Below are 20754 nucleotides of genomic sequence, written 5' to 3'. Positions count from 1 at the left end.
AGGTTTATTTCATCCTTATGTTTTAGTTTGGTTAGCTTTAGGGGTTTCCAGCAATTCAAGTAGTATTGGATAGGTTCCATCCTATCTCTACATATAAGTTTCCCTATATGCTGACTACTTTAGCTACTAACTCACGACTAAAGTCATGAGTGTGCATAGCTATTTTTTAATCAAATTCTCTTGATGTTAAAGTTATGTCCTTCCCAGCTACTGTTACACTATGCTTTTCCTTATCTATTAATAACGCTCCAACTTCTATGGTATTCTTATTTTCATTATTAGCACCACTAAAATAATATGCTCTTCTAATCAAAGATTTGACTCTCACAGTAAGCTCAAGTGGATTAAATGGTTTTGTCAAATAATCATCTGCGCCAGTCATTATTCCTTGTATTTTATCCATATCTTCTGATTTTGCACTCAACATAAGTATTGGTATATTTAAACTTTCTCTAACTCTTCTGCAAACTTCTATACCATCCATTTTGGGCATCATTATATCCAACACCATTAAATGAATATTCTCTTTTTTTAAAATTTCTATAGCTTCTTCTCCATCTTCAGCTTTAATTACACTATATCCACTATTTAAAAGATATATCTCTATAAGATCTCTTATTTCTTTTTCATCATCAACAACAAGAATTGTATTTTCCACTTTTACACATCCCAACTTAACCTTTGTACATAGTTTTTATTCAAATAAAATTATACTATACTTTAGTTAAAGTAATCCATTAAATTTCTTCAACTACCCACTTCCAATATAATACAATTCATCTTAAACATTTATATTATTTGCTTTGTAGATATTCTTCTAAAGTTAATCCTCTTGAATAAATTTCCTCGGCAATATCTTTACCAACATATCTAATATGCCATGGTTCATATGCTGTACCAGTTATATTTTCTTTGCCTTTAGGATATCTTATTATAAACCCAAACTTATGAGCATTTTCTGCAAGCCATATAGCTTCTTTTGTACTACCAACAAACCATCTCTCTGGATTTGTTAAGTCTATACAAAGTCCAGTTTGATGCTCACTATAACCAGGCTTTGCCACATATGCATCTGCTTTTTCTTGTCCCTGAGATTTTACCCTTCTTGTATAAGTATCTTGCTGAGTATTGTAAGACCTATATGCTGAAGACCCTAAAAACTGTATTCCTTCTTCATTAGCTTGCTTAACTAAATCTTCCACTGCTTTTGCAGGTTCTCCTGCCATTTGTTTTTCTTCTTCTGTTACTTCTTCAACAAAAGGTATATTTACTTTAGTAATATTTTCAGGAGCATAATCTTTACTAATTCCATTTGTCTTGTTTACCAGTAATATATTTGCTATACTATTTGAGTGATTTTTATTTTGGGAATTTGATTCAACATCTTTTTCTGAAGCAAATTGGGCAGTTCCTGTTGGTGTTTTATCTTTTATAAGAAATTTATTTTTAGATATAAATACACTTATAAATACTACTATAATAATAGCTAATATTAATTTAAATTTTTTCATGGTTACATCTTCTCCTTTTTGTATGTTTGTCTATAATGTTAATTTTAGAGTATAAGTTTTAAGTATTTTATAAGTAAATCTTAAGTAAATCTTAAATTTAATATTTTTGAAAGGTGGTGCTTAAAAATGTCTATACAAAAACTCCTTAGTAAAGCTCGCAAGGCTATACAAGACTTTGATATGATACAAGAAAATGATAAAATTGCTGTTGGACTATCTGGTGGAAAAGATAGTTTAACACTACTTCATATACTTAAAAGCTATCAGAGATTTTCTCCTCAAAAATTTGAATTGATAGCTATAACTCTAAATACTGGTGATATTGATAATTCTCCACTAAATAAATTGTGTGAGGAAATAGATGTGCCCTTTTATGAATTTCAAACTGATATAAAGGAAATTGTGTTTGATATAAGACAAGAAAAAAATCCTTGTGCATTATGTGCTAATTTAAGAAGAGGTGCCTTAAATGATAATGCTAAAAAACTGGGATGTAATAAAGTGGCTCTTGGACATCATAAAGATGATGCAATTGAAACATTTTTAATGTCTATGTTTTATGAAGGCAGAGTAAATTGTTTTTCTCCAAAAACATACTTAGATAGACAAGATTTAACTGTCATAAGACCTATGATTTACATAGAAGAGTATATGACTAAGAAGATTTCAAAAGATTCTAACTATCCTATTATAACAAATCCATGCCCTGCAAATGGTCATACCAGAAGAGAATACATAAAAAATCTTATTGCTGATTTAAATAAAGAGATGCCAGATTTTAAAAGAAATGTATTTGGTGCTTTAAATAATTCAGAGAAACTGTTTGTATGGGATAAAGAAAAGATAAAAAATTTAAATAGTAATTAATACTTTTACAAAAAAGCAAGATTGTATTAATTATAAATAAACCATAAATAACCTACACAATCTTGCTATATTTTTTTATCTTATATTGTTTTAATCTATATCTTAATAGTTATTAATAATGTTTCTATTATCTAATATACTAATTATAACTTGAACATTTGTATCTTACTTAATTCAATCTACTTTTGCAATTTCTACCCATTCTAATAAATAAAATAGTATTTCATATTAAATTAGAATGTTAAATTCTACTATTTCTGGTATATTAAAAAATCTAAAGGGTAACTTTGTACTTCCAAGACCTGAACTCACATATAAGTGATTTCCATTTACCTCATAAAATCCTTTAGTATATTTCCTTCCATATGGAGGAGTAACTAAGGCGCCTTTAAAAGGTATTCTTATTTGACCACCATGACTATGCCCAGATAAAACTAAATTCATTGAATCTTTACTAAACATATCGACTAAATCTGGTTCATGTGCTAATAATAAATTAAAATTATTTTTATCAGTCTTATTCTCTAGATATTTTATATCAGGATTTCCATTTAATATTTCATCAACACCTAATATATTAATATACTTATCATCAGCTAACTTTATCTTTTTATTTTCATTTATCAAAAGATTGAAGTTGGAATTTTTCATAATTTGTCTATAATACCTAGGAAGTTTATACATATAATCATGATTGCCGAATACTGAAAATTTTCCCAACCTAGCATTCATACTTGATAAAATAGCTGTAATTTCATCTATATCTGGATTTTTATTGGAATAATCAATTAAATCACCAGTAAATACTATTATATCTGGATTCAAAGCATTAACCTTATTAGCCACTTTTTTAAGGTTCTTAGTTGAGTAAAAACTACCTATCTGAGTATCTGAAATTTGAACTACTTTTATACTTTCAGATTCAGTCTTTACTATATCATTTTTTACTAAATTTCCACTTTCATTTATATTATATTTTTTCACGATTAATAGACTCGGTTCTATCGCAACTGAGTATATAAAAATCAGAATAAATATCAGCATAAAAATTTTTAAAAAAGATTTAACTCTTAAATTCAAAGCATCTACCTACTTATTTACTTTCTTAGACTATTTGCATCACAGATTCAACTTTGTCCATTTTTCTGTCATGCATTTTTGGTTTATTAGCTAAAAACCATTTATATGTAGCTGTAAGCCCTTCTTTTAATAATACATTTGGTATATAAAGCCCATGTTCAATAAGCTTATTTATATCCAGATTGAAGTCTATGTTTCTAAATGGGAAATATGTTCTTTCTCTAAACTCTACTTTTTCCATATCTACATACTTTATAATAGGTTCTTTACCAATAACTTCTCCACATGTATGTATAAGTTCGTCCCAAGAAATTAACTGTGGATTTGTTACATTATACGCCTCTCTTACATGAGGATTTTTCATTATACTTTCTAATACCTTTACCAAATCACCAATATATATAAATTGATTACTTACTTGTTTTCCTTTTGGCACTGGTATCTTTTCATTTTTTTCTATTTTTTCGAAGAAATAATATTCTCTATATAAATTATTATTTTCCCCATATATATAAGTTGGTCTGATAATTATATATGGTATAGAGCTACTTATAACAAAATCCTCTGCTTCTTTTTTATTTAGGCCATATTTTCCCCAGTTTTCATTTTCGCCCTTCTCATTTTCTTCTTTAACATTTCTCCCACTATCTTTGTATACTGCTCCTGCTGACAACACTATATATTTCTTTAGGCTATCTGGGTTTACAAAATCAATAAGATTACTTACATCGTCTTTTGTGTATGCTGTCATATCATATATGTAATCATACTTTCTTCCTCTGATAATGTTTTCCATGTCTTTGCGAACTTTTCTATCACAAATTAGATGTTCTTTAAAACCTGTATAATCTATTTCCTTTTTACCATTTGTAAGTATATCAATTTGATACCCACATTTAATTAAACGCTTAGCAAGTGCAGAACCTATGAAGTCGCTTCCACCCATAATTAAAATAGATTTCATTTCAAGTGCATCCTCCTCTTTTTTAAATGACTTCCTTAATTATAATATCATATTTTTAAATATGCTACAGTATTTTGTATTATTTTTGTTTATAAAAGATATTTATAGCAAAATATCTTTTATAGAATCTACACTTTCGACAATATAAGTAGGTTCACTTTCACTAATCTCTTCAAATGAACCATATCCATACAACACTCCAATAGAATCTACTCCTATTTTCTTAGCACCAATTATGTCATACTTTCTATCTCCAACCATAATAACTTTATCTTTATCTTTCACATTACACAAATCTAGTACATATTGTATAACTTCATTTTTATTTACCCTCGTACCATCAAGATTACTACCTACTATATACTTAAAATATCTATCTATATCAAAGTATTTAAGTATAGTTTCTGCAAAAACTGTTGGCTTAGAAGTAGCTAATAATAATATTTTATCATTTGTATAGAGCATTTCTAATATCTCTTTTATATTCTTATAAATTTTATTTTCAAATATCCCTTTATCTGAAAAATATTCTCTATACTTCTCAACAGCTCTTTTAGCTTTTTCATCATCAAATTTATAGTATTCTTTAAAAGTATCATGTAATGGTGGTCCTATAAATTGTTCTAAGTTATCTAAATCTTCTTTTATACCAAAACTATCTAATGAATATTGAATAGACTTTGTTATTCCTTCTTTAGGGTCTGTAAGCGTTCCATCCAAATCAAACAACACTATTTCATAGTTTTTCTTCATATTTAAATCCTCCATATTTATAAAAAGTAATATCTCCTATTTTATATTTATCTATTTTAAAAAGCTATAGTAATAGAAGTTTCTATACTATAGCTTAAGTAATAATTGAATCTTATATGTTTGGTGTTAAAATAAATCTAAATCATTCTATTTAACTGTTATAGCTGAAACTGGACATCCTTCTTCTGCTTCTTTACATAAATCTTGTAAATCTGCTGGTATTTCCCCTTCAATTGCAACTGAATGTCCTTCATCACTCATACTAAAAACGTCTGGACATGTTCCTATACATGCCCCACAAGCTACACATACATCCTTATCAACAAATGCTTTCATACTAAAATACCTCCCCTAAAATTATCTTTTTTTAATTATTGTTTCCTTAGATATTTATCCAATATATGCCAATTTAAACATATATTTATTATTTTATCACGATTGCTTAATTTATTATAGTATATTCATATCCATGTCTATAAACTTCGCTACTTTTCATCCATGATTTTACAGTATATTGTAAACTTAATTTTCTATCTAAAACTAATTCATTATCATTGTAGTCTTTTATAATATCGTTACTCTTCTCCATTGTAAATATAGTAAAATCACCTTCTCCACCAACCTTTATTCCGCCCTTATTTGAATGTAAATCGAAAATTTTTGTTGGATATTCAGTTACTTTTTCTATACATTTTTCTAAAGATATTCCAAGCTCCATAATTTTATTTATAACAGTTAAAAGAGAATAGTTTATGTCTTTCATATTTTTTATATGCATATCTGTGCTTATTAAATCTGGTTCTAATCCTTGATTTATTGCTTTTTTAAAAACTTTAAAATCAAACTGGTCTAATCCATAACACACATCAAATAATACTCCTCTATTCTTTGCATTTATTACTGATTCTCTTAGCGTGCCAAATTCATTAAATATTCCATTTGCACTGTTTCCATATACAGGTGTAACTACATCTCCTTTACCCAAAATATTCATTACTTCATCTATATATGATGGATGCTCACCTATATATACCACTAATGGTAAATTTAATTTCTTAGCAACTTGTTTTGATTTTTTAACTATATCTATACCATTTTCATTAGATTGAAATTTGCTTGCTTTTACCTTTATACCTTTTATTTTGTCCATATTTTTTTCCACAACAGACTCGACATCATCAAAATTTATAACATCTAAAGATGTCGACTCATTCAGTATATTTAATCCTTCATTTGTTACATTTAAAAATGAATATACTTCAGTTTTACACTCATCCATATATTTTTTCTTAAAATCATAGTAATTTAAAGGGCCAGCTGTACCCGCATCAAATATAACTGTTGAACCTTTTTCAATTCCAATTGAATCAGAGTCCATACCTGTAGGTAATTTTCTCTTATAACAATGGGTGTGAACATCTATAAATCCTGGAGAAATATACATATTATCAGCATTTATTATCTCAAACTCTTTGTTTGTAAGTAATCTTTCTTTTCTTATTTTTTCTTTGAGATTCAATCCAATATCATATATTTTCCCATGCAAAACCAGGATATCTTTTTTTTCAAACTTGATACCATCCTTTGGAGATATTATTGTCCCATTTCTTATAAGTAAATTTTTCATCTATTCCACATCCTAATTACAGTATAATTTCTCTAATAGTTTTTCTTACATAAAGAAAATAAGTCTAAAATAAAAATATTTTAGACTTATTCATTATATTATACTATACTCATTATATTAAATTAAATAAAAACTTCAATTTACTTTAAGAAGCAATTAAGTATTTGTTGCTCAGCCTCTTCTTCAGTAAGACCCAACGTCATCATCTTTAGTATTTGGTCTCCTGCAATCTTTCCAATTGCTGCCTCATGCACTAAGAGAGCATCTGGATGGTTTGCTGCAATCTCAGGTATAGCACTAATTTGAGAATTTCCCATGATTATTGAATCACATTGAACATGTGCAGAACAAAGAGAATCCCCAATAACGCAAGGATTAAACTTTTGCTTAGAATTATCTTGCCCAACTGTACGAGAAATTACTTGAGCAGACGAATTTTCTCCCTCTAAAACAACCTTCATATTAGATTCTGCAACTTGATTTCCATGAGTTAATAATTTCTCAAATACAACTATTTTAGCCCCTTTACCTAGGTTTGCATCCATTTCCCTTTTAGTTGAATCTACACCCTTAATTTGAATTGTTTCCATCTCACAATATGAATCTTCATCCATATTAACAATAGTAACTGGATTTAAGATTTTCTTTCCTTCTCCGTCACCTTCACCATAATGTTTTTCTACATATTTTAAGCGAGCTCCTTTACGTAAGAAAAATCTATGTATTCCATTATGTTCACTATCATCACAACCACAGTTATGTATTCCACATCCAGCAATTATAACAACATCTGCATTTTCTCCAATTTCAAAATCATTATAAACCATATCCTGCACACCAGCTTCTGTTACTATTACTGGTATATGGACATTTTCGCCTTTTGTGTTTGGTTTTACTATAATATCAATTCCAGGTTTATCATTTTTAGGAACTATAGTTACATTTTCAGTTGAATGTCTTTCTATTCCTTGCCCATTTTTACGTATATTGTATGCTCCTAGTGGAGTTCCACGAAGTTCAGCAACTTTTTCTAAAAGATTTAAATCTGTTTTGTTCATTTAATTTGCCTTCCTTTCTAATTAATTCATATCTTTCATTAATTCACAACTTGAATTAACTTGGCACATGATTTCAGGTAATATAGCATCTTTTGTTCCATGGCTTTTTACTGAACCATCTTGTAAAACAATTATTTCATCAGCTAACTCTAATATTCTTTCTTGATGAGAAATTATAATTATAGTTTGGTCAGACTCCTCATGTATTTTCTTAAAACTTTCATTAAGCTTTCCAAAACTCCAAAGGTCTATCCCTGCCTCAGGTTCATCAAATATAGAAACCTTTAAATCTCTGGCAAAAAGAGTTGCTATCTCTATTCTTTTCATTTCTCCTCCAGAAAGCGAGTTATCAACTTCACGATTTAAATAGTCTTTTGAACACAATCCAACATCTGTAAGATATTGGCAACATACATCTGTAGACAATGGTTTTCCATGAGCAAGTGTAAGTAGATTTTCAACAGTCATGCCTTTTATTCTTGGTGGCTGTTGAAATGCATATCCTATCCCCCTCTTTGCTCTTTCTGTAATACTAAGATTTGTTATATCTTCTCCATCTAAAATTATCTGACCACTAGTGGCTTTTTCAATCCCCATTATTAGCTTAGCAATTGTGGATTTTCCTCCACCATTTGGTCCTGTGATAACAATAAGTTTTCCTCTCTCAAACGAAAGGCTAACATCATTTATTATTCCTAGTTCCTCATTGTTAGACTCAACATTAAAGGAAAGATTTTTTATTTCAAGCATAATACCCCTCTTTTCTGTAAAATATTACATTGATATCCATTCTTTTATTATATCAGTAATTTTTATATACCAGCAACTCCAAAGAGACAAAATATGTATTAAATAATAAAACAATCTTATAAAAAATAAAAAAGATGAGTCTTATACTAACTCATCTTAAAAAATTCTTATTATAAACTTATATGTATTTAAAATTTAACCTTCTATATACTCTAGTATTATTTTTTGATTATCTTTTAACATAATCTCTTCTTTTTTAGATTCTATTCCATTCTTTTTTATCTTTACCTCAGCTATAAAAGCATCATTGCCTTCAACCATTTCTAATAACTCATAAGCTTTTTTACGTCCTATTTTAGTTGCTATATCTTTTAATACTGCCATTTTCTTAAACATTTTATCACCTCTACTCAAAATTTACAATTGATTTTAATTGTATAATCCTAGTCTTAGACTAAATCATAATAATTATTGTCTCTAATTATATCAGATATTGAGTAAATTTAATACTTTGTAAAATCATTTATCTTCTCTAACCAAATAATCATTTCCATCTTGGTCTTTAAAGGAAAACATCCTTCCATAAGGCATTTCCATTAATTCGCCAACTTCAACTTTATTATTAGCCATTTGTTCATAAGTTCCATTAATATCTCTTGTACTCAAAATTATTGATGGATGAGATACCTCTATCTCTTTATTTTGCTTCATCATTAGATTTTTATCGTACAGTACAAATGTTGTAAATTCATTTTTACTTGGTGCTATTTCTACCCATTTCATATTTGGGCCCATTTCCTTTTCATAAGTTACTACAAAGTTTAATTTCTCTGTCCAAAAAAGTTTTGCATCCTCTTGATTGTTTACATATAGACTTATCTTTCCTATTTTATTTATCATAACAATACCCACCTTTATTATTAAATAAATATCTAATATTTTTTATATTTAATAATATACCCATATATATTATTTTCTATAGATATATATATCTAATATTTATCCAATATTATATAATCCTAAACTATAATGTAATTTATATATTCAATATTATTATAGACTTTATTCATATGATTTAATCATTCTATATCCTACTTATAATTATGAAAATATATACGCTAAAAATCACCTCCAGATAGAGTTTTCTATCCAAAAGTGATTATATATGTCCTATGCAATTTTGTGTTTTAGCCACTTTGTTCCTCTTAATCTTAAACAATATAAAGTTCCTCTGACAAGCCAATCTGTGTACATACCTATCCAAATTCCAAGTACACCAAATTTTAATACAACCCCCAACACATAACCTGTAAAAATTCTAAAAATCCACATCCCTATTATAGCTGTCATCATTGTATATCTTGTATCGCCTGCCCCTTTTAATCCTGCTGACAATACAAAGGATATAGGCCATATTACCATGGCTAGACAATCACTTCGAATCAGTTGTGTTGATACATCAATTACACTAGTGTTTTGAGTATACATACTTGAAATCCAAGGAGCAATTGGTATAAATATAGCCCCTACTGCAAATAAACAAACTGTTGCAAATTTAGTTAAGTATAGGAGAGTACTTTTAGCTCCTTTAATATCTCCACGTCCTATATACTGACCTACCAATGTTGTTGCAGATAATGCTAAAGCATTCCCAATTACATTTATGATAGATGCAATTGACATTCCTATTGCATTGGATGCAATTGCTGAGGTCCCCATAGTAACTATAAATACCTGAACAATTAATTTTCCTGCATTAAAAAGTAGTTGTTCAACACCAGCTGGTATTCCTATATTAAATATAGATTTTTGAGTTTCAACATCAATCTTAATTGGAAATATTTTACCTATAGATATAAATTCATTTCCTTTGAATAAAGCTCTTACAATAACTATACATCCAATTATTCTGGCTATAGCAATAGACATAGCTGCACCTGTTATCCCATAAGATGGTATTTGTAGATTTATACCTAAAGAATTTAAATCAATACCATATATAAGTATATATCCCAATGTCACATTTATTATATTCATAAACATAGTTACATACATGGGTTTCTTTACATCTCCACAACCTCTTAGAATACCATTTGCTATTTGCTGTGTAGCAATAAATGGATATGTGAATAATGTAAACTCTATGTATAATTTTGCATTTGATTTTACCAATTCTTCTGCTGAACCATAAAATAAGTTAATTACACCAGTCCTAAAAACCCACATTAAGATTGTTATTGTAAAAGATAGTATTACTCCTGATACTAGAGCTTGCTTGATAGTTTCGTTCGCATTTTCACTATCTCTTTTGCCTATTTGTTGAGCTACAACAACAGTGGCTCCTACAGATAATGCAGCAAATACAGATATAAATATATTGTTTATTGAATCAACCATCCCAACTGCAGATACAGCTTCTTCCCCAATATGACCTGCCATCATTGTATTAAATACCCCTAGAAGCATGACAAATGTCTGCTCTATCATTATAGGAATTGCTAATTTTATAACATTTTTCCTTATAAACATCTCTCTTCCTCTTTTCCCTCTTTATATAAATTTAATTTTTAGTTAGTTTAGCAAATTGTTAGTTAATCTTTTAAAGTTTAAATTTATATTCCCAACTCATAATATACTGTATTCAAATAATATTATTCTTGTTTAATATCATTTTAACACAGTACATCTTTATAATTATTTTATGTTTATTATTTTTTATGGATACTATAATTTAAATATTTGTATATTTAAATTAACCACTTAGCACCCACCATAATTTATTGATTACTACCTATTACAGGAAATTAAAATATAAAATCTTACAACATAAATGTAACAAAATTGCATCAATTTAAATATTGTATTTTATAGACTATTTTTAGGATGTGATACTTTGATTAATTTGAATGCAACTAATTTAAACGTAAACATGGTTTATCCCGTTTCTGCTACAGAACCTATACGTTTTAGAAGATACACTGTTTCATACTCAGAGAATACAAACGATATTTATTTAACTATAGCTACCTACTTCGATACACTTAGCTTAGGAACAGTAAGTATTGATAAAGTTTATGGTCAATGGGCTTGGGTTGTTGGTGACATATACGATTTAAATCTATTCGTTTTTGTTGGAAACTATCCTTATGAAATTGCTAGAAATAGATATGATGCCTTTGTTAGAGTTCTTCCAATTGCGATTACTTCCATTATAAATGGTGATAGGTTGTTCTTAGTTTCTAACTCTTGTTTATTAAACTCAAAAATTACAGTTAGATTTATATCTAGTCATCCTACGCTTAATAGAACTGTTGATTATGGCAGTATTAGAACTTTCGTTTTGTAACATTACAACATGATGTACTATTTAAAGTAATGTCATAATCTAAATAGTATTATTAAATTATAGTAATATTATTAATCAGTACATCATGTTTATTTGTTACAACTTTAGCATATTTTCTTATTTAAGATAACTTTTAGATTTTTAGTAATTAATATTTCTATTTACTGATTTTCTCTGTTCTAAATCCTATCTCTTTATTGGCTAATATATAACCTTCTTGTATCATCTCTTCTCTTGTCAATGCATTCCCCAATAAATTATCAATACTCAGTTGTTTTCTATCACTAAAGTACTTATCTAATAATGATTCTTCTATGTCTTCTTGAGTCTCTAGATGACCCTCATGCATTATATATTTTACATCAAAACCTTCTTTATTCAATACCCTACCCAATAAAATACTTCTATGACATCGTATAGGTTCTTGCATTGCTCCCAATAAAACTATCTTATATCCCATCTGACATCCATTTTTTAGTCTTTCTATTCCTTTTAAGAAAATATCTTCCTTAATTACCTTTTCAAAATCTGCATATCCTTCCTCTGTATATACATCTTTGTTGGTTCTCTTTGCTCCAAACTCCTTGCCCATGTATATATATATAAATCCAGATTTTTTCAATGATTCATTGAAGGACTCTCTATTATACTGAATATTATATTTAGAATATGGAGTTTCTCTAATGTCAACTATACAGTTTATATTGTACTTTTTTATCATATCAATAAGTTTATCATATGGATAATTTGAATGTCCTATTGTGAATATCTCCATATAAATACCTCCTATTCTTAAAAACGAATTAATGTCTCATGTTTTTCCACTTTATCACCTCAACGAAAATATACTACTTTATATATAAAACATCAATATATTTTTCATATATAAATCTATAATATCTATAAATATCAAAAAATGAGGCATATCTTTTATTTAGATAGACCTCATTTAATAACTTTATCTTTATTGTTTTAACCTCTTATAAAATTCGTTTCACTGGTATCTGAACTTCTGTTAGCCAATCTTCCTCATTCTCTTTATTCCATATGCCATCTATATAAGACTCTCTAGGATTTCCAATCACATCATATTTATTGTCCTCTATCCATTTAAATGCATCTGCGTAAGTTTTTCCTAATGTTGAATATGAACCATTGTGTAATATACAAACAGCACTTTCAACTTCATCTAGTTCTTTAAATTTTAATATGTCTGTATCTTCTTTTAAGTCATTTATAGCTTGACACATCTCAACATCCATATTAGTCTCTCTATATTCACCATCATGATATATATTGAAACAATAATCTGGAACTGCACATGTACACTCAGCCTTCCTCATTTCTTCAGCCATTACATTTGGAAATAGATTGAAAAGTTCATCATACCCCTTTAATACCTTTCTCATAGAAGCAATTTTAACTTTTGGTAAAGACTTAATAATTACATCATTCATATTGACTTCTCCTTTCAAATTCACAAGGTAATTACGCAGTTTAATGAGTTTATATTCTTCACTTTTAATTACATCCAGCATTTCTTTTTCTTTATTTTTTAAAATATTTTCGACCGTTTTAGGATTTTCTATAGCTTCTTTTATCTCAGCTAGTGACAAACCCATTTGTTTTAAAGTTATTATCTGATGTAATTTAGGTAATTGCTCTGTCGTATAGTACCTATATTTTGTAAACTCATCTACATATTCTGGCTTTAACAATCCGATATCTTCATAATATCTTAATGTCTTTGTAGTTATTTTATTTATTTTAGAAAACATTCCTATAGAAAACATCTCATCACCTGCGCATTAGATTTGATTAATTTAAGTTTAGACCTTCCCCTTAGGTTAAAGTCAATACAAATAAATTATAATTATATTAATTCTTCAATTCTATCTCCACTTAGTACCAATGTATCCCCTGTTTTTATAACAGTTGAGCCTTTAGGCACTAAAACCTGTTCCTTTCGTTTTATCATGACTATTAATATATCTTCTGGTATATTAGAATCCATTATACTCTTATTTGCCCATTTACTACTATCATCAACATTTACTTCTATAAGTTTAGAGCTAATTTCTCCATCATAATCATTAAATGTTTTTAATACAGGTGTATTATCATCGACTAAATCTAGCTTTCTAGCTACTGTTGGTATCAATGTACCTTGCACCCCTACTGAAAGTAAAGCTATAAAAAATATTATATGGAATATGTCATTCTCTATAATTACTCCTTGAGTAACTGCATAAATTGCAAAAACTACTGAAGCTGCACCTCTAAGACCTACCCATGATATGAACAATTTTTCCTTATTTGAAAATTTAAATTTTGCTAGAACTATAAATGTTGCTAATGGTCTTGCAATAACTATCATGAATATAGATATGGCCATCGCTATACCAAATATATTTGGTAGCTTGGAAGGGAAAGATAACAATCCTAACATAAAGAATAACATTATTTGCATAATCCATGAGATTCCATCAAAGAAATGAACCAAACTTTTTTTATGAGGTATTTTACTATTTCCTATAATAATACCTGAAATATACACACTTAAATATCCATTTCCTCCAACATACTCACTAAGTGCATAAGAAAGTATTGCAATAGCTGTTATAAATATAGTATAAAATCCTTCTATCTCGAAGTTTGAATTTCTTAAAATATAAACAGACAACTTTGCTAGTATAAATCCTATAGCTAGCCCAAAAACTATTTGTTTTATTACCATTGGTATAATAAGTTCTACCCCAGAATTATTCATCAGTGTCAAAAGAATTAGTGTCAACATATACGCTATGGGGTCATTACTCCCACTTTCGACTTCCAATAATGAAGCAAGGGAACCTTTTAAATTTAGTTTTCGAGAACGCAACACAGCAAACACAGATGCGGCATCTGTTGAAGCTGCAATTGCTCCAATTAATAAGCCTTCAAGTAAACTAGTTCCTACTACCATATTACAAAATATCCCTGTAACTCCAGCTGTAATTATTACACCCAGCGATGACATTAGTATAGAGGGTACTGCAACAGGTCTAGCCATATTCCAGTTTGTTCCAAATCCTCCAAAGAACATTATAAATATTAGTCCAATAGAACATAATTGTTTTGTTAATTCATAGTTGTCAAAATAAATTCCTACCATTCCATCAGACCCAAATAACATCCCTAATAGGATAAAAATTAGTAATATTGGTACTCCAAATTTATATAAGACCTTACTCGAGGTTATACAAATCAATAGCACTAATCCACTTATAATCATCAATTCTGTCATAGCATCAACTCCATTTCATATAAATTTTGTAGATTAAATTATATCTACAATTTTGTTACTTGTTCAAATATAACATGACATAAGTTTATAAGTTATGGTGCATAAAAGTACAATTAAAATTCGATAATACACTAAAATATGAGTATTGCACTCAAGTTTATATATTTATTTTAATTATATTCATTTAACATTCAAAATTTGAATTATTTTTTATTAACATTTCATTTTTCAGTTGATTATTTAATATATTTCATACTCTTATAGTAGTTTTATAGATACTATGAAATATATAATATTTAGATAAGTAATAAGAAACTAACATACAATGTTAGGTACTTTAGATATGAAATCTTCAAAAACTTCATACATTGAAATATTTCTTTATATGTATTATTTTATATTTGTTACAAATTATTGTCAATTTATTTTTTTCTCAAAAATAGAAAAATTGCATAATTTTTTTCAAATTATGCAACTATAATATTTATTTCCAAAACTCTTTCATCCCTTCTATTATCTCAGTATAAGGCAACAAAGTAGCTTCGACTATTGATTTATTTGTTTTCTCTAAATAATATTTAATCATATAATATCCACAAGCATATCCTGCACAGTAAGGTAAACCAACTGGAAAGTATCCTTGCATTTTGGCTATATCATCACCATATAGATAGGATGTGATGTTTTGAAATCCAGTCTCTTTTAAAGCATTTTTTATTATTGGTTTTATATATGTGTCTAATGTTTGGATATCCGTTTTACTAACCCAAGGCCCCACCATATCCTCACCAAACATCCAGGTTGCAAAATTCTCTGCAAGACCCTCATTTATCATCATCTCTTCTAGTGTTATATTATTACTCCAGTCTATAAACTGGAATCTAATATTGTGATTACATTCATGTGCTAGTGCTACTTGTAATCTATCAATCGTGTATTCATTAGGAACCAGTGATATGAACATATATCCAGGTATCCCACCATCACCCCAACATCCATCACTTAAAATTGTATAAGGACTATTTGGATTAGCCAACAATATTGAATATTTATAGTCCTTAATATTTAAATCGTATCCTTCTCTTATAAATGAGTTCATAGAATTTTCTATAGTTTCTTTACAAGTGTTCCAAAGTTTATCATCAGATATTGCATTTATATTATTTATTTGATTTTCATTAATATTCTTAGGTGATAAAACCCCCATCATTTCACTTGCCATAATTACATCATATCCACCTTCTTGTTTGGCAACCATTGGAACATCTATACATTTCCATTTGAATTCAAAAGGCTTCATAAGTTCATATCTATATATATCTTCTTTTTTGTTTACTGGTGCATTCATTATCTTCTTATATACTTTATCTGAGCGAATTTCTATGATATTCATCTTTATCATCTCCTTCAAAATAGAGTATATAGAATTACGTAGCGTCAATGTCAATATATTTTTTTATAATCTAACCTTCTTCAATTATAGTCTCATCAGAATCATCACCAAACAAGTAATAAGCCACCCTATTGACAAATCCATTTTGTTGCCAATAAATTACATCATCCAATAAAAATGGATTATCAGTAATTATGCTATCTACATTTAAATTAATCATTTTTTTCATTAGTTTACTATTATTAATAGTCCACACAAAAACTTGCTTTCCGTTTTGGTGTATATTATCCACAACATTTTCAGTTATAAATGTAGATTCTATTCCATATATATCAACATAATCCCAGTTATAAAAATTTCCGTATGCAACTGCTGTCAAATAACATGTTATTATATCTGGATTTAATTTTTTTATATTTTTTAATACATCTTTATCCATAGATGCTACAACACATTGATTCTCTAATCTATTTGATTTAATCAATTCCAAAACCCTTTTTTCTACATTGGTTTTTTCATGACCATTAAGTTTTATTTCTATTAGAAGTTTTATTTTTCCTTTCGAATATTTCATCGCATCATCAAGAGTTGGTATTTTTTCACCTGCAAAGTTTGAACTAAAGTGACTACCAGCATCATAGTTCTTAACTTCATCATAATTTACTTCCCAAACATTTTTATTTATACCAGTTACTCTCTCAAAGTTAGAATCATGAAATAAAATCAGTTCTCCATCCTTAGTTTCTTGCACATCAATTTCAGCATACTCAGCTTGAGTTACAAAAGTTTCTTTAAACGCAGCCAGTGTATTTTCTGGAGCAATTAATGAAGAAACTCTATGAGCAGTTGCTGTTGTATTATAAAAAAATGAAGAGTTAAATAAAATATCATTATTTAGAGAGTATGCTATAGATTCACTATGTAGGATAAATAAAATTATGGATACTTTTAGAGTTATTTTTAATAGCTGAGTTACTGATTTTTTTTGTTTATCAGATTTCTTTTTATAAATTCTAATATCATTATATTCATAATAAAATGCAGAAATAAATCCTGTACTAATTATAAATATAGCTATTGATGAAATAAATGTAGCATAGTCATTGAACAATATACACCTATTAATAAATATATCTTTCAAAAAAGTTGCCTCAGTATAATTTTTTGTCCATATTCCTATCAATATAACAATACTATGGTATATTATATATCCTATAATACTGACTATTATGGATATCCCTAATGAATAAAGAATTAGTCTTATTGATTTTCCTTTTGTAAGGCTAATACTTTTATCCCTCGCTTCTTTAAAACTATCTGTGTTTAAAGTTATTTCATGTATACTAAAAATCCATCTAATAACTGATATATATAATATTAATATTAAAAACATATAAATTATATTTAGAACTATATTAGAATTTATATACTCTAATATATACTCTGGGAGCTTTATCTTTCCAATAAATCCTGAAGTTAAGGCTATGTTTGTAAGTGGAACTATTAATAGCACAAATATAAATAACAATAGATTTTTAGGATACAATATTTTTATAGATTTTTTTAAAGACATTTCAACAAGTTTATATAACGTAATTTTTTCAGAAATTCTTGATTTCTCAAAACATATAATTACTGAAGTAAATTCAAAAAACATATAAAATGTTAATATCACAACTGAAAGTATAGCTAGTAATATTGATATAGGATTAGTTAATATTTCTCCTATATTATCAGTACTTAAATAGACTATATTTGCACTTTTCATAGAACTACTTAATACAAATTTAATTGATGGTAATATAATTATCAGAGCCAGCCCTTTGTGAAGTAGTTCAAATGTAATTAATGTACTCCAGTTATATTTTATTAATTTTACAAAAGTATCTAAAATCTTCTTATTCATGGTGTCCCCTTAGTCTTTTTATTGTATTTTATCCTGTGAATCTTATAAATATATATTATTTTTTAAAATTAATAATTTTATGTAAGCTGATAATAGAAAAATTATATTTCCTATATGTTTTATTCTTCATTTAAACATATATATATTAAATTAATTTCATATGTAATATTGGAAATGGATTACCCTGCCCATCTATTTCAGACCTATCAAATTCCTTAAATCCTAAATGAGTATAAAATCCTACTGCTTTTTTATTTTGCTCATTTACATCAACATATTTTATATTATATTTATCTATAGCATATGTCATTAGCTTTTTTCCAATACCATATCCTCTATATTCATCTTTTATAAATAGCATCTCGATTTTGTCTTTTTCTATTCCCATGAAGGCTTTTATCATATCATTATCTTTCACAACAACTATATTTTCTACTTCTCTAATTCCTATTTTAACTAATGGTATTAGAGATTCAATATCTTTCTCCTTTAAAAAATCATGTGTTGCTCTTACTGACGATTCCCAGACTTGCAATATTTCCTTATATTCACTTGAATTTATTTTCTTCATTTCAAAAATCATTTCAGAGTTCATAAATACTTCCTTTCTATTCTATATAATTTTTAATTTTGTCTAGTTTATTTATATAAATTTAGAAAGAGCTATGAATATTAATATCATAGCCCTAATTAAATTTAAATATTACCCATTACATTTTTATCATTTATATACTAAAACCTAACAAGTTTACTACAATAATTTCCATTAGTTATACTAAAGGGGCTTCTATTTGAGTAGTAAAAAGAAATTTATGACAGTGACCATCATTAACAGTAGTATTTCCACATACTAAATGAACGTGTTTATTAGTTCCTGGTATCTTAATAGCTGGACCTGTTGTAACACATATTTTATGAAAATGGTCAAGGAAGTCTACATTATCATTTATTTTATGAACATGATTTGTTCCACCATTTATTGGTATAACTTCACCAGTAACTCCTGCTGCACGATGATTATGTCTATCATCACACTCTTCTGCTAACTTAACACTCTGTGAATATTCATGAACATGTGTCATTTCTTCATAATCATTATAACACTTATTACATTCATTATATTTATAATCATCATATACATAATCTCTTTCACATTTATAATTTTGATAACTCATTTTTATATCTCTCCTATTATATATTAAGAAATTCTTCTAAAGAATCTCTAATATATAGTATGAAGTAGAGTCAAAAAAGTTCATATTTTGTAAAATCATGTATTAATTTAATTATTTGTTCCAGTGTTTAGGATGTACTAGTGAGGCTGGTAATTTTGTATTAGAATCGCCTTTTGCAGTATTAACTTGCAATTGTGTTAAAAACACACTATTTTTAAGATTAGCTCCTCTAATATCGCAATCTCTTAAGTCTGCTCCTATTAAATTTGCTCCACTTAAATCTGTATATTTTAAGTTTGCTGCTATCATTAATCTTCCTTTTAAATCTGCTCCAATTAAATTTGTTTTTCTAAGGTCTGCTCCTATTAAGTCTATACTTTTACTCAATTTTTTCTTGCTTTTAAGATTAGATGTTTTAAGAAAAGATTTGACTTTTTCCATTACAGACTCACCAGCTTGAGATAATAATGAATTGACCTTTACTCTATGTGATGTTATATCTAAATCAATTAGCTGTTCTGGAGTCATAATGGTTATCTTTTCAGTTTCTTCAATTATTGAATCAATTTTTGTTTTTATTTTATCTGATATGTCTAATACAGATGCTTCTTTAAGATACCATAGCATTTCATGTAATTGTCGCATGATTAAAAACACTTCAGACATTTGATTTGCTAATTCTGATGATTGCATCCAGTCTCTACCTTTATATGTTATTTGCGCTACTTTCTGACCTGAACCAAAACAATCATATGCAGTACAACCTCTAAAACCTCGCTTTATAAGATTATTATGTACAGAACATTTAAAATCTGATTGCAAATTAATACATGGCTTTCCTGATTCCTTATCAGTGGGAAATCCATCTGAGGCAGAAAAATAGAGAGCTAAACAACAAAGTCCAAAACACTTCTCACAATCAATTTTTAACTCATCAAATAATTTATTATTATATATATTTTTATGTATATTTATCATATCACTTCTCCTTCTCAGTATAGTTTTTTAATAAGCTAATATTGTAAATAAATTACACTT

Annotated in this window: 21 protein-coding genes and 1 pseudogene; 2 read left to right on the top strand and 20 right to left on the bottom strand. The window is 27.7% G+C overall.

Annotation, left to right across the window (positions count from 1 at the left end):
- Positions 1-169: 169 nt before the first annotated feature.
- Both KGF38_RS12850 and KGF38_RS12845 read right to left on the bottom strand, forming a co-directional pair.
- Positions 170-658, bottom strand: a pseudogene (locus KGF38_RS12850) (response regulator transcription factor); the annotation flags it as partial.
- Between the two features lie 136 nt (positions 659-794).
- Positions 795-1511: a M15 family metallopeptidase gene (locus tag KGF38_RS12845; RefSeq protein ID WP_074179499.1), complete on the bottom strand. Its 717-nt coding sequence runs from the start codon at positions 1509-1511 to the stop codon at positions 795-797.
- A 126-nt stretch (positions 1512-1637) separates the two neighbouring features.
- Between KGF38_RS12845 and KGF38_RS12840 the strand changes: the two genes are divergently transcribed.
- Positions 1638-2378 (top strand): tRNA 2-thiocytidine biosynthesis TtcA family protein, encoded by a 741-nt coding sequence (locus tag KGF38_RS12840; protein WP_074179498.1) that lies wholly within the window; start codon positions 1638-1640, stop codon positions 2376-2378.
- A gap of 228 nt (positions 2379-2606) precedes the next feature.
- Here the strand turns inward: KGF38_RS12840 and KGF38_RS12835 are convergent, their stop codons facing one another.
- From KGF38_RS12835 to KGF38_RS12790, 10 genes are all read right to left on the bottom strand, one after another.
- A complete protein-coding gene (locus KGF38_RS12835; protein WP_227832440.1) occupies positions 2607-3362 on the bottom strand; it encodes a metallophosphoesterase in 756 nt (251 codons plus the stop codon).
- A 121-nt stretch (positions 3363-3483) separates the two neighbouring features.
- Positions 3484-4422, bottom strand: a complete 939-nt coding sequence (locus KGF38_RS12830; RefSeq protein ID WP_054272037.1) for an SDR family oxidoreductase — start codon at positions 4420-4422, stop codon at positions 3484-3486.
- A 102-nt stretch (positions 4423-4524) separates the two neighbouring features.
- Complete coding sequence (locus KGF38_RS12825; RefSeq protein WP_054272038.1) at positions 4525-5175, bottom strand: HAD family hydrolase; 651 nt, start codon at positions 5173-5175, stop codon at positions 4525-4527.
- A 147-nt stretch (positions 5176-5322) separates the two neighbouring features.
- Positions 5323-5511, bottom strand: coding sequence for a ferredoxin (locus KGF38_RS12820; protein WP_003422320.1), 189 nt, complete (start codon positions 5509-5511; stop codon positions 5323-5325).
- A 106-nt stretch (positions 5512-5617) separates the two neighbouring features.
- Positions 5618-6802 carry an amidohydrolase family protein gene (locus tag KGF38_RS12815; protein WP_074179497.1) on the bottom strand — a complete coding sequence of 395 codons (1185 nt, stop codon included), beginning with the start codon at positions 6800-6802 and terminating at the stop codon, positions 5618-5620.
- Positions 6803-6942: 140 nt separating this feature from the next.
- Positions 6943-7860: a SufB/SufD family protein gene (locus tag KGF38_RS12810; protein ID WP_054272040.1), complete on the bottom strand. Its 918-nt coding sequence runs from the start codon at positions 7858-7860 to the stop codon at positions 6943-6945.
- 21 nt (positions 7861-7881) lie between these two features.
- A complete protein-coding gene (locus KGF38_RS12805) occupies positions 7882-8610 on the bottom strand; it encodes an ABC transporter ATP-binding protein (RefSeq protein ID WP_054272041.1) in 729 nt (242 codons plus the stop codon).
- A 195-nt stretch (positions 8611-8805) separates the two neighbouring features.
- A complete protein-coding gene (locus KGF38_RS12800) occupies positions 8806-9006 on the bottom strand; it encodes a hypothetical protein (RefSeq protein ID WP_054272042.1) in 201 nt (66 codons plus the stop codon).
- A 123-nt stretch (positions 9007-9129) separates the two neighbouring features.
- On the bottom strand, positions 9130-9510 hold the full coding sequence (locus tag KGF38_RS12795) for a VOC family protein (RefSeq protein ID WP_054272043.1): 381 nt from the start codon (positions 9508-9510) through the stop codon (positions 9130-9132).
- Positions 9511-9780: 270 nt separating this feature from the next.
- Positions 9781-11139, bottom strand: coding sequence for an MATE family efflux transporter (locus KGF38_RS12790; protein ID WP_054277810.1), 1359 nt, complete (start codon positions 11137-11139; stop codon positions 9781-9783).
- A 364-nt stretch (positions 11140-11503) separates the two neighbouring features.
- Between KGF38_RS12790 and KGF38_RS12785 the strand changes: the two genes are divergently transcribed.
- Positions 11504-11956 carry a staygreen family protein gene (locus KGF38_RS12785; protein ID WP_074179496.1) on the top strand — a complete coding sequence of 151 codons (453 nt, stop codon included), beginning with the start codon at positions 11504-11506 and terminating at the stop codon, positions 11954-11956.
- 157 nt (positions 11957-12113) lie between these two features.
- Here the strand turns inward: KGF38_RS12785 and KGF38_RS12780 are convergent, their stop codons facing one another.
- The 8 genes from KGF38_RS12780 to KGF38_RS12745 form a co-directional block, all read right to left on the bottom strand.
- Positions 12114-12731, bottom strand: coding sequence for a DUF488 family protein (locus tag KGF38_RS12780; RefSeq protein ID WP_074179495.1), 618 nt, complete (start codon positions 12729-12731; stop codon positions 12114-12116).
- Positions 12732-12936: 205 nt separating this feature from the next.
- Positions 12937-13734, bottom strand: a complete 798-nt coding sequence (locus KGF38_RS12775; protein WP_227832437.1) for a MerR family transcriptional regulator — start codon at positions 13732-13734, stop codon at positions 12937-12939.
- A 95-nt stretch (positions 13735-13829) separates the two neighbouring features.
- A complete protein-coding gene (locus tag KGF38_RS12770; RefSeq protein WP_074179493.1) occupies positions 13830-15242 on the bottom strand; it encodes a potassium/proton antiporter in 1413 nt (470 codons plus the stop codon).
- Between the two features lie 484 nt (positions 15243-15726).
- Positions 15727-16635, bottom strand: a complete 909-nt coding sequence (locus tag KGF38_RS12765) for a DUF2268 domain-containing protein (RefSeq protein WP_054272049.1) — start codon at positions 16633-16635, stop codon at positions 15727-15729.
- Positions 16636-16705: 70 nt separating this feature from the next.
- Entirely contained in the window at positions 16706-18541 is a 1836-nt protein-coding gene (locus tag KGF38_RS12760; RefSeq protein WP_074179491.1) for a glycerophosphodiester phosphodiesterase, read from the bottom strand.
- A 145-nt stretch (positions 18542-18686) separates the two neighbouring features.
- A complete protein-coding gene (locus KGF38_RS12755) occupies positions 18687-19136 on the bottom strand; it encodes a GNAT family N-acetyltransferase (RefSeq protein ID WP_074179490.1) in 450 nt (149 codons plus the stop codon).
- A gap of 175 nt (positions 19137-19311) precedes the next feature.
- On the bottom strand, positions 19312-19716 hold the full coding sequence (locus tag KGF38_RS12750) for a YmaF family protein (protein ID WP_021386546.1): 405 nt from the start codon (positions 19714-19716) through the stop codon (positions 19312-19314).
- A 111-nt stretch (positions 19717-19827) separates the two neighbouring features.
- On the bottom strand, positions 19828-20694 hold the full coding sequence (locus KGF38_RS12745; RefSeq protein WP_074179489.1) for a pentapeptide repeat-containing protein: 867 nt from the start codon (positions 20692-20694) through the stop codon (positions 19828-19830).
- Positions 20695-20754 lie beyond the last annotated feature (60 nt).

The sequence above is a fragment of the Clostridioides sp. ZZV14-6387 genome, assembly GCF_020657835.1.
GTDB lineage: Bacteria > Bacillota > Clostridia > Peptostreptococcales > Peptostreptococcaceae > Clostridioides > Clostridioides difficile_A.
Note: the sequence above shows the minus strand (reverse complement) of the source record. Positions and strands in the feature narration are given on the sequence as shown.

Bases quoted from the DNA above. Each gene is read 5' to 3' on its own strand.
- KGF38_RS12820 (WP_003422320.1), bottom strand. From the start codon at position 5,511: ATGAAAGCATTTGTTGATAAGGATGTATGTGTAGCTTGTGGGGCATGT.
- KGF38_RS12825 (WP_054272038.1), bottom strand. From the start codon at position 5,175: ATGAAGAAAAACTATGAAATAGTGTTGTTTGATTTGGATGGAACGCTT.
- KGF38_RS12780 (WP_074179495.1), bottom strand. From the start codon at position 12,731: ATGGAGATATTCACAATAGGACATTCAAATTATCCATATGATAAACTT.
- KGF38_RS12760 (WP_074179491.1), bottom strand. From the start codon at position 18,541: ATGAATAAGAAGATTTTAGATACTTTTGTAAAATTAATAAAATATAAC.
- KGF38_RS12750 (WP_021386546.1), bottom strand. From the start codon at position 19,716: ATGAGTTATCAAAATTATAAATGTGAAAGAGATTATGTATATGATGAT.
- KGF38_RS12800 (WP_054272042.1), bottom strand. From the start codon at position 9,006: ATGTTTAAGAAAATGGCAGTATTAAAAGATATAGCAACTAAAATAGGA.
- KGF38_RS12775 (WP_227832437.1), bottom strand. From the start codon at position 13,734: ATGTTTTCTAAAATAAATAAAATAACTACAAAGACATTAAGATATTAT.
- KGF38_RS12765 (WP_054272049.1), bottom strand. From the start codon at position 16,635: ATGAATATCATAGAAATTCGCTCAGATAAAGTATATAAGAAGATAATG.
- KGF38_RS12830 (WP_054272037.1), bottom strand. From the start codon at position 4,422: ATGAAATCTATTTTAATTATGGGTGGAAGCGACTTCATAGGTTCTGCA.
- KGF38_RS12795 (WP_054272043.1), bottom strand. From the start codon at position 9,510: ATGATAAATAAAATAGGAAAGATAAGTCTATATGTAAACAATCAAGAG.
- KGF38_RS12805 (WP_054272041.1), bottom strand. From the start codon at position 8,610: ATGCTTGAAATAAAAAATCTTTCCTTTAATGTTGAGTCTAACAATGAG.
- KGF38_RS12845 (WP_074179499.1), bottom strand. From the start codon at position 1,511: ATGAAAAAATTTAAATTAATATTAGCTATTATTATAGTAGTATTTATA.
- KGF38_RS12790 (WP_054277810.1), bottom strand. From the start codon at position 11,139: ATGTTTATAAGGAAAAATGTTATAAAATTAGCAATTCCTATAATGATA.
- KGF38_RS12840 (WP_074179498.1), top strand. From the start codon at position 1,638: ATGTCTATACAAAAACTCCTTAGTAAAGCTCGCAAGGCTATACAAGAC.
- KGF38_RS12770 (WP_074179493.1), bottom strand. From the start codon at position 15,242: ATGACAGAATTGATGATTATAAGTGGATTAGTGCTATTGATTTGTATA.
- KGF38_RS12745 (WP_074179489.1), bottom strand. From the start codon at position 20,694: ATGATAAATATACATAAAAATATATATAATAATAAATTATTTGATGAG.
- KGF38_RS12815 (WP_074179497.1), bottom strand. From the start codon at position 6,802: ATGAAAAATTTACTTATAAGAAATGGGACAATAATATCTCCAAAGGAT.
- KGF38_RS12755 (WP_074179490.1), bottom strand. From the start codon at position 19,136: ATGAACTCTGAAATGATTTTTGAAATGAAGAAAATAAATTCAAGTGAA.
- KGF38_RS12810 (WP_054272040.1), bottom strand. From the start codon at position 7,860: ATGAACAAAACAGATTTAAATCTTTTAGAAAAAGTTGCTGAACTTCGT.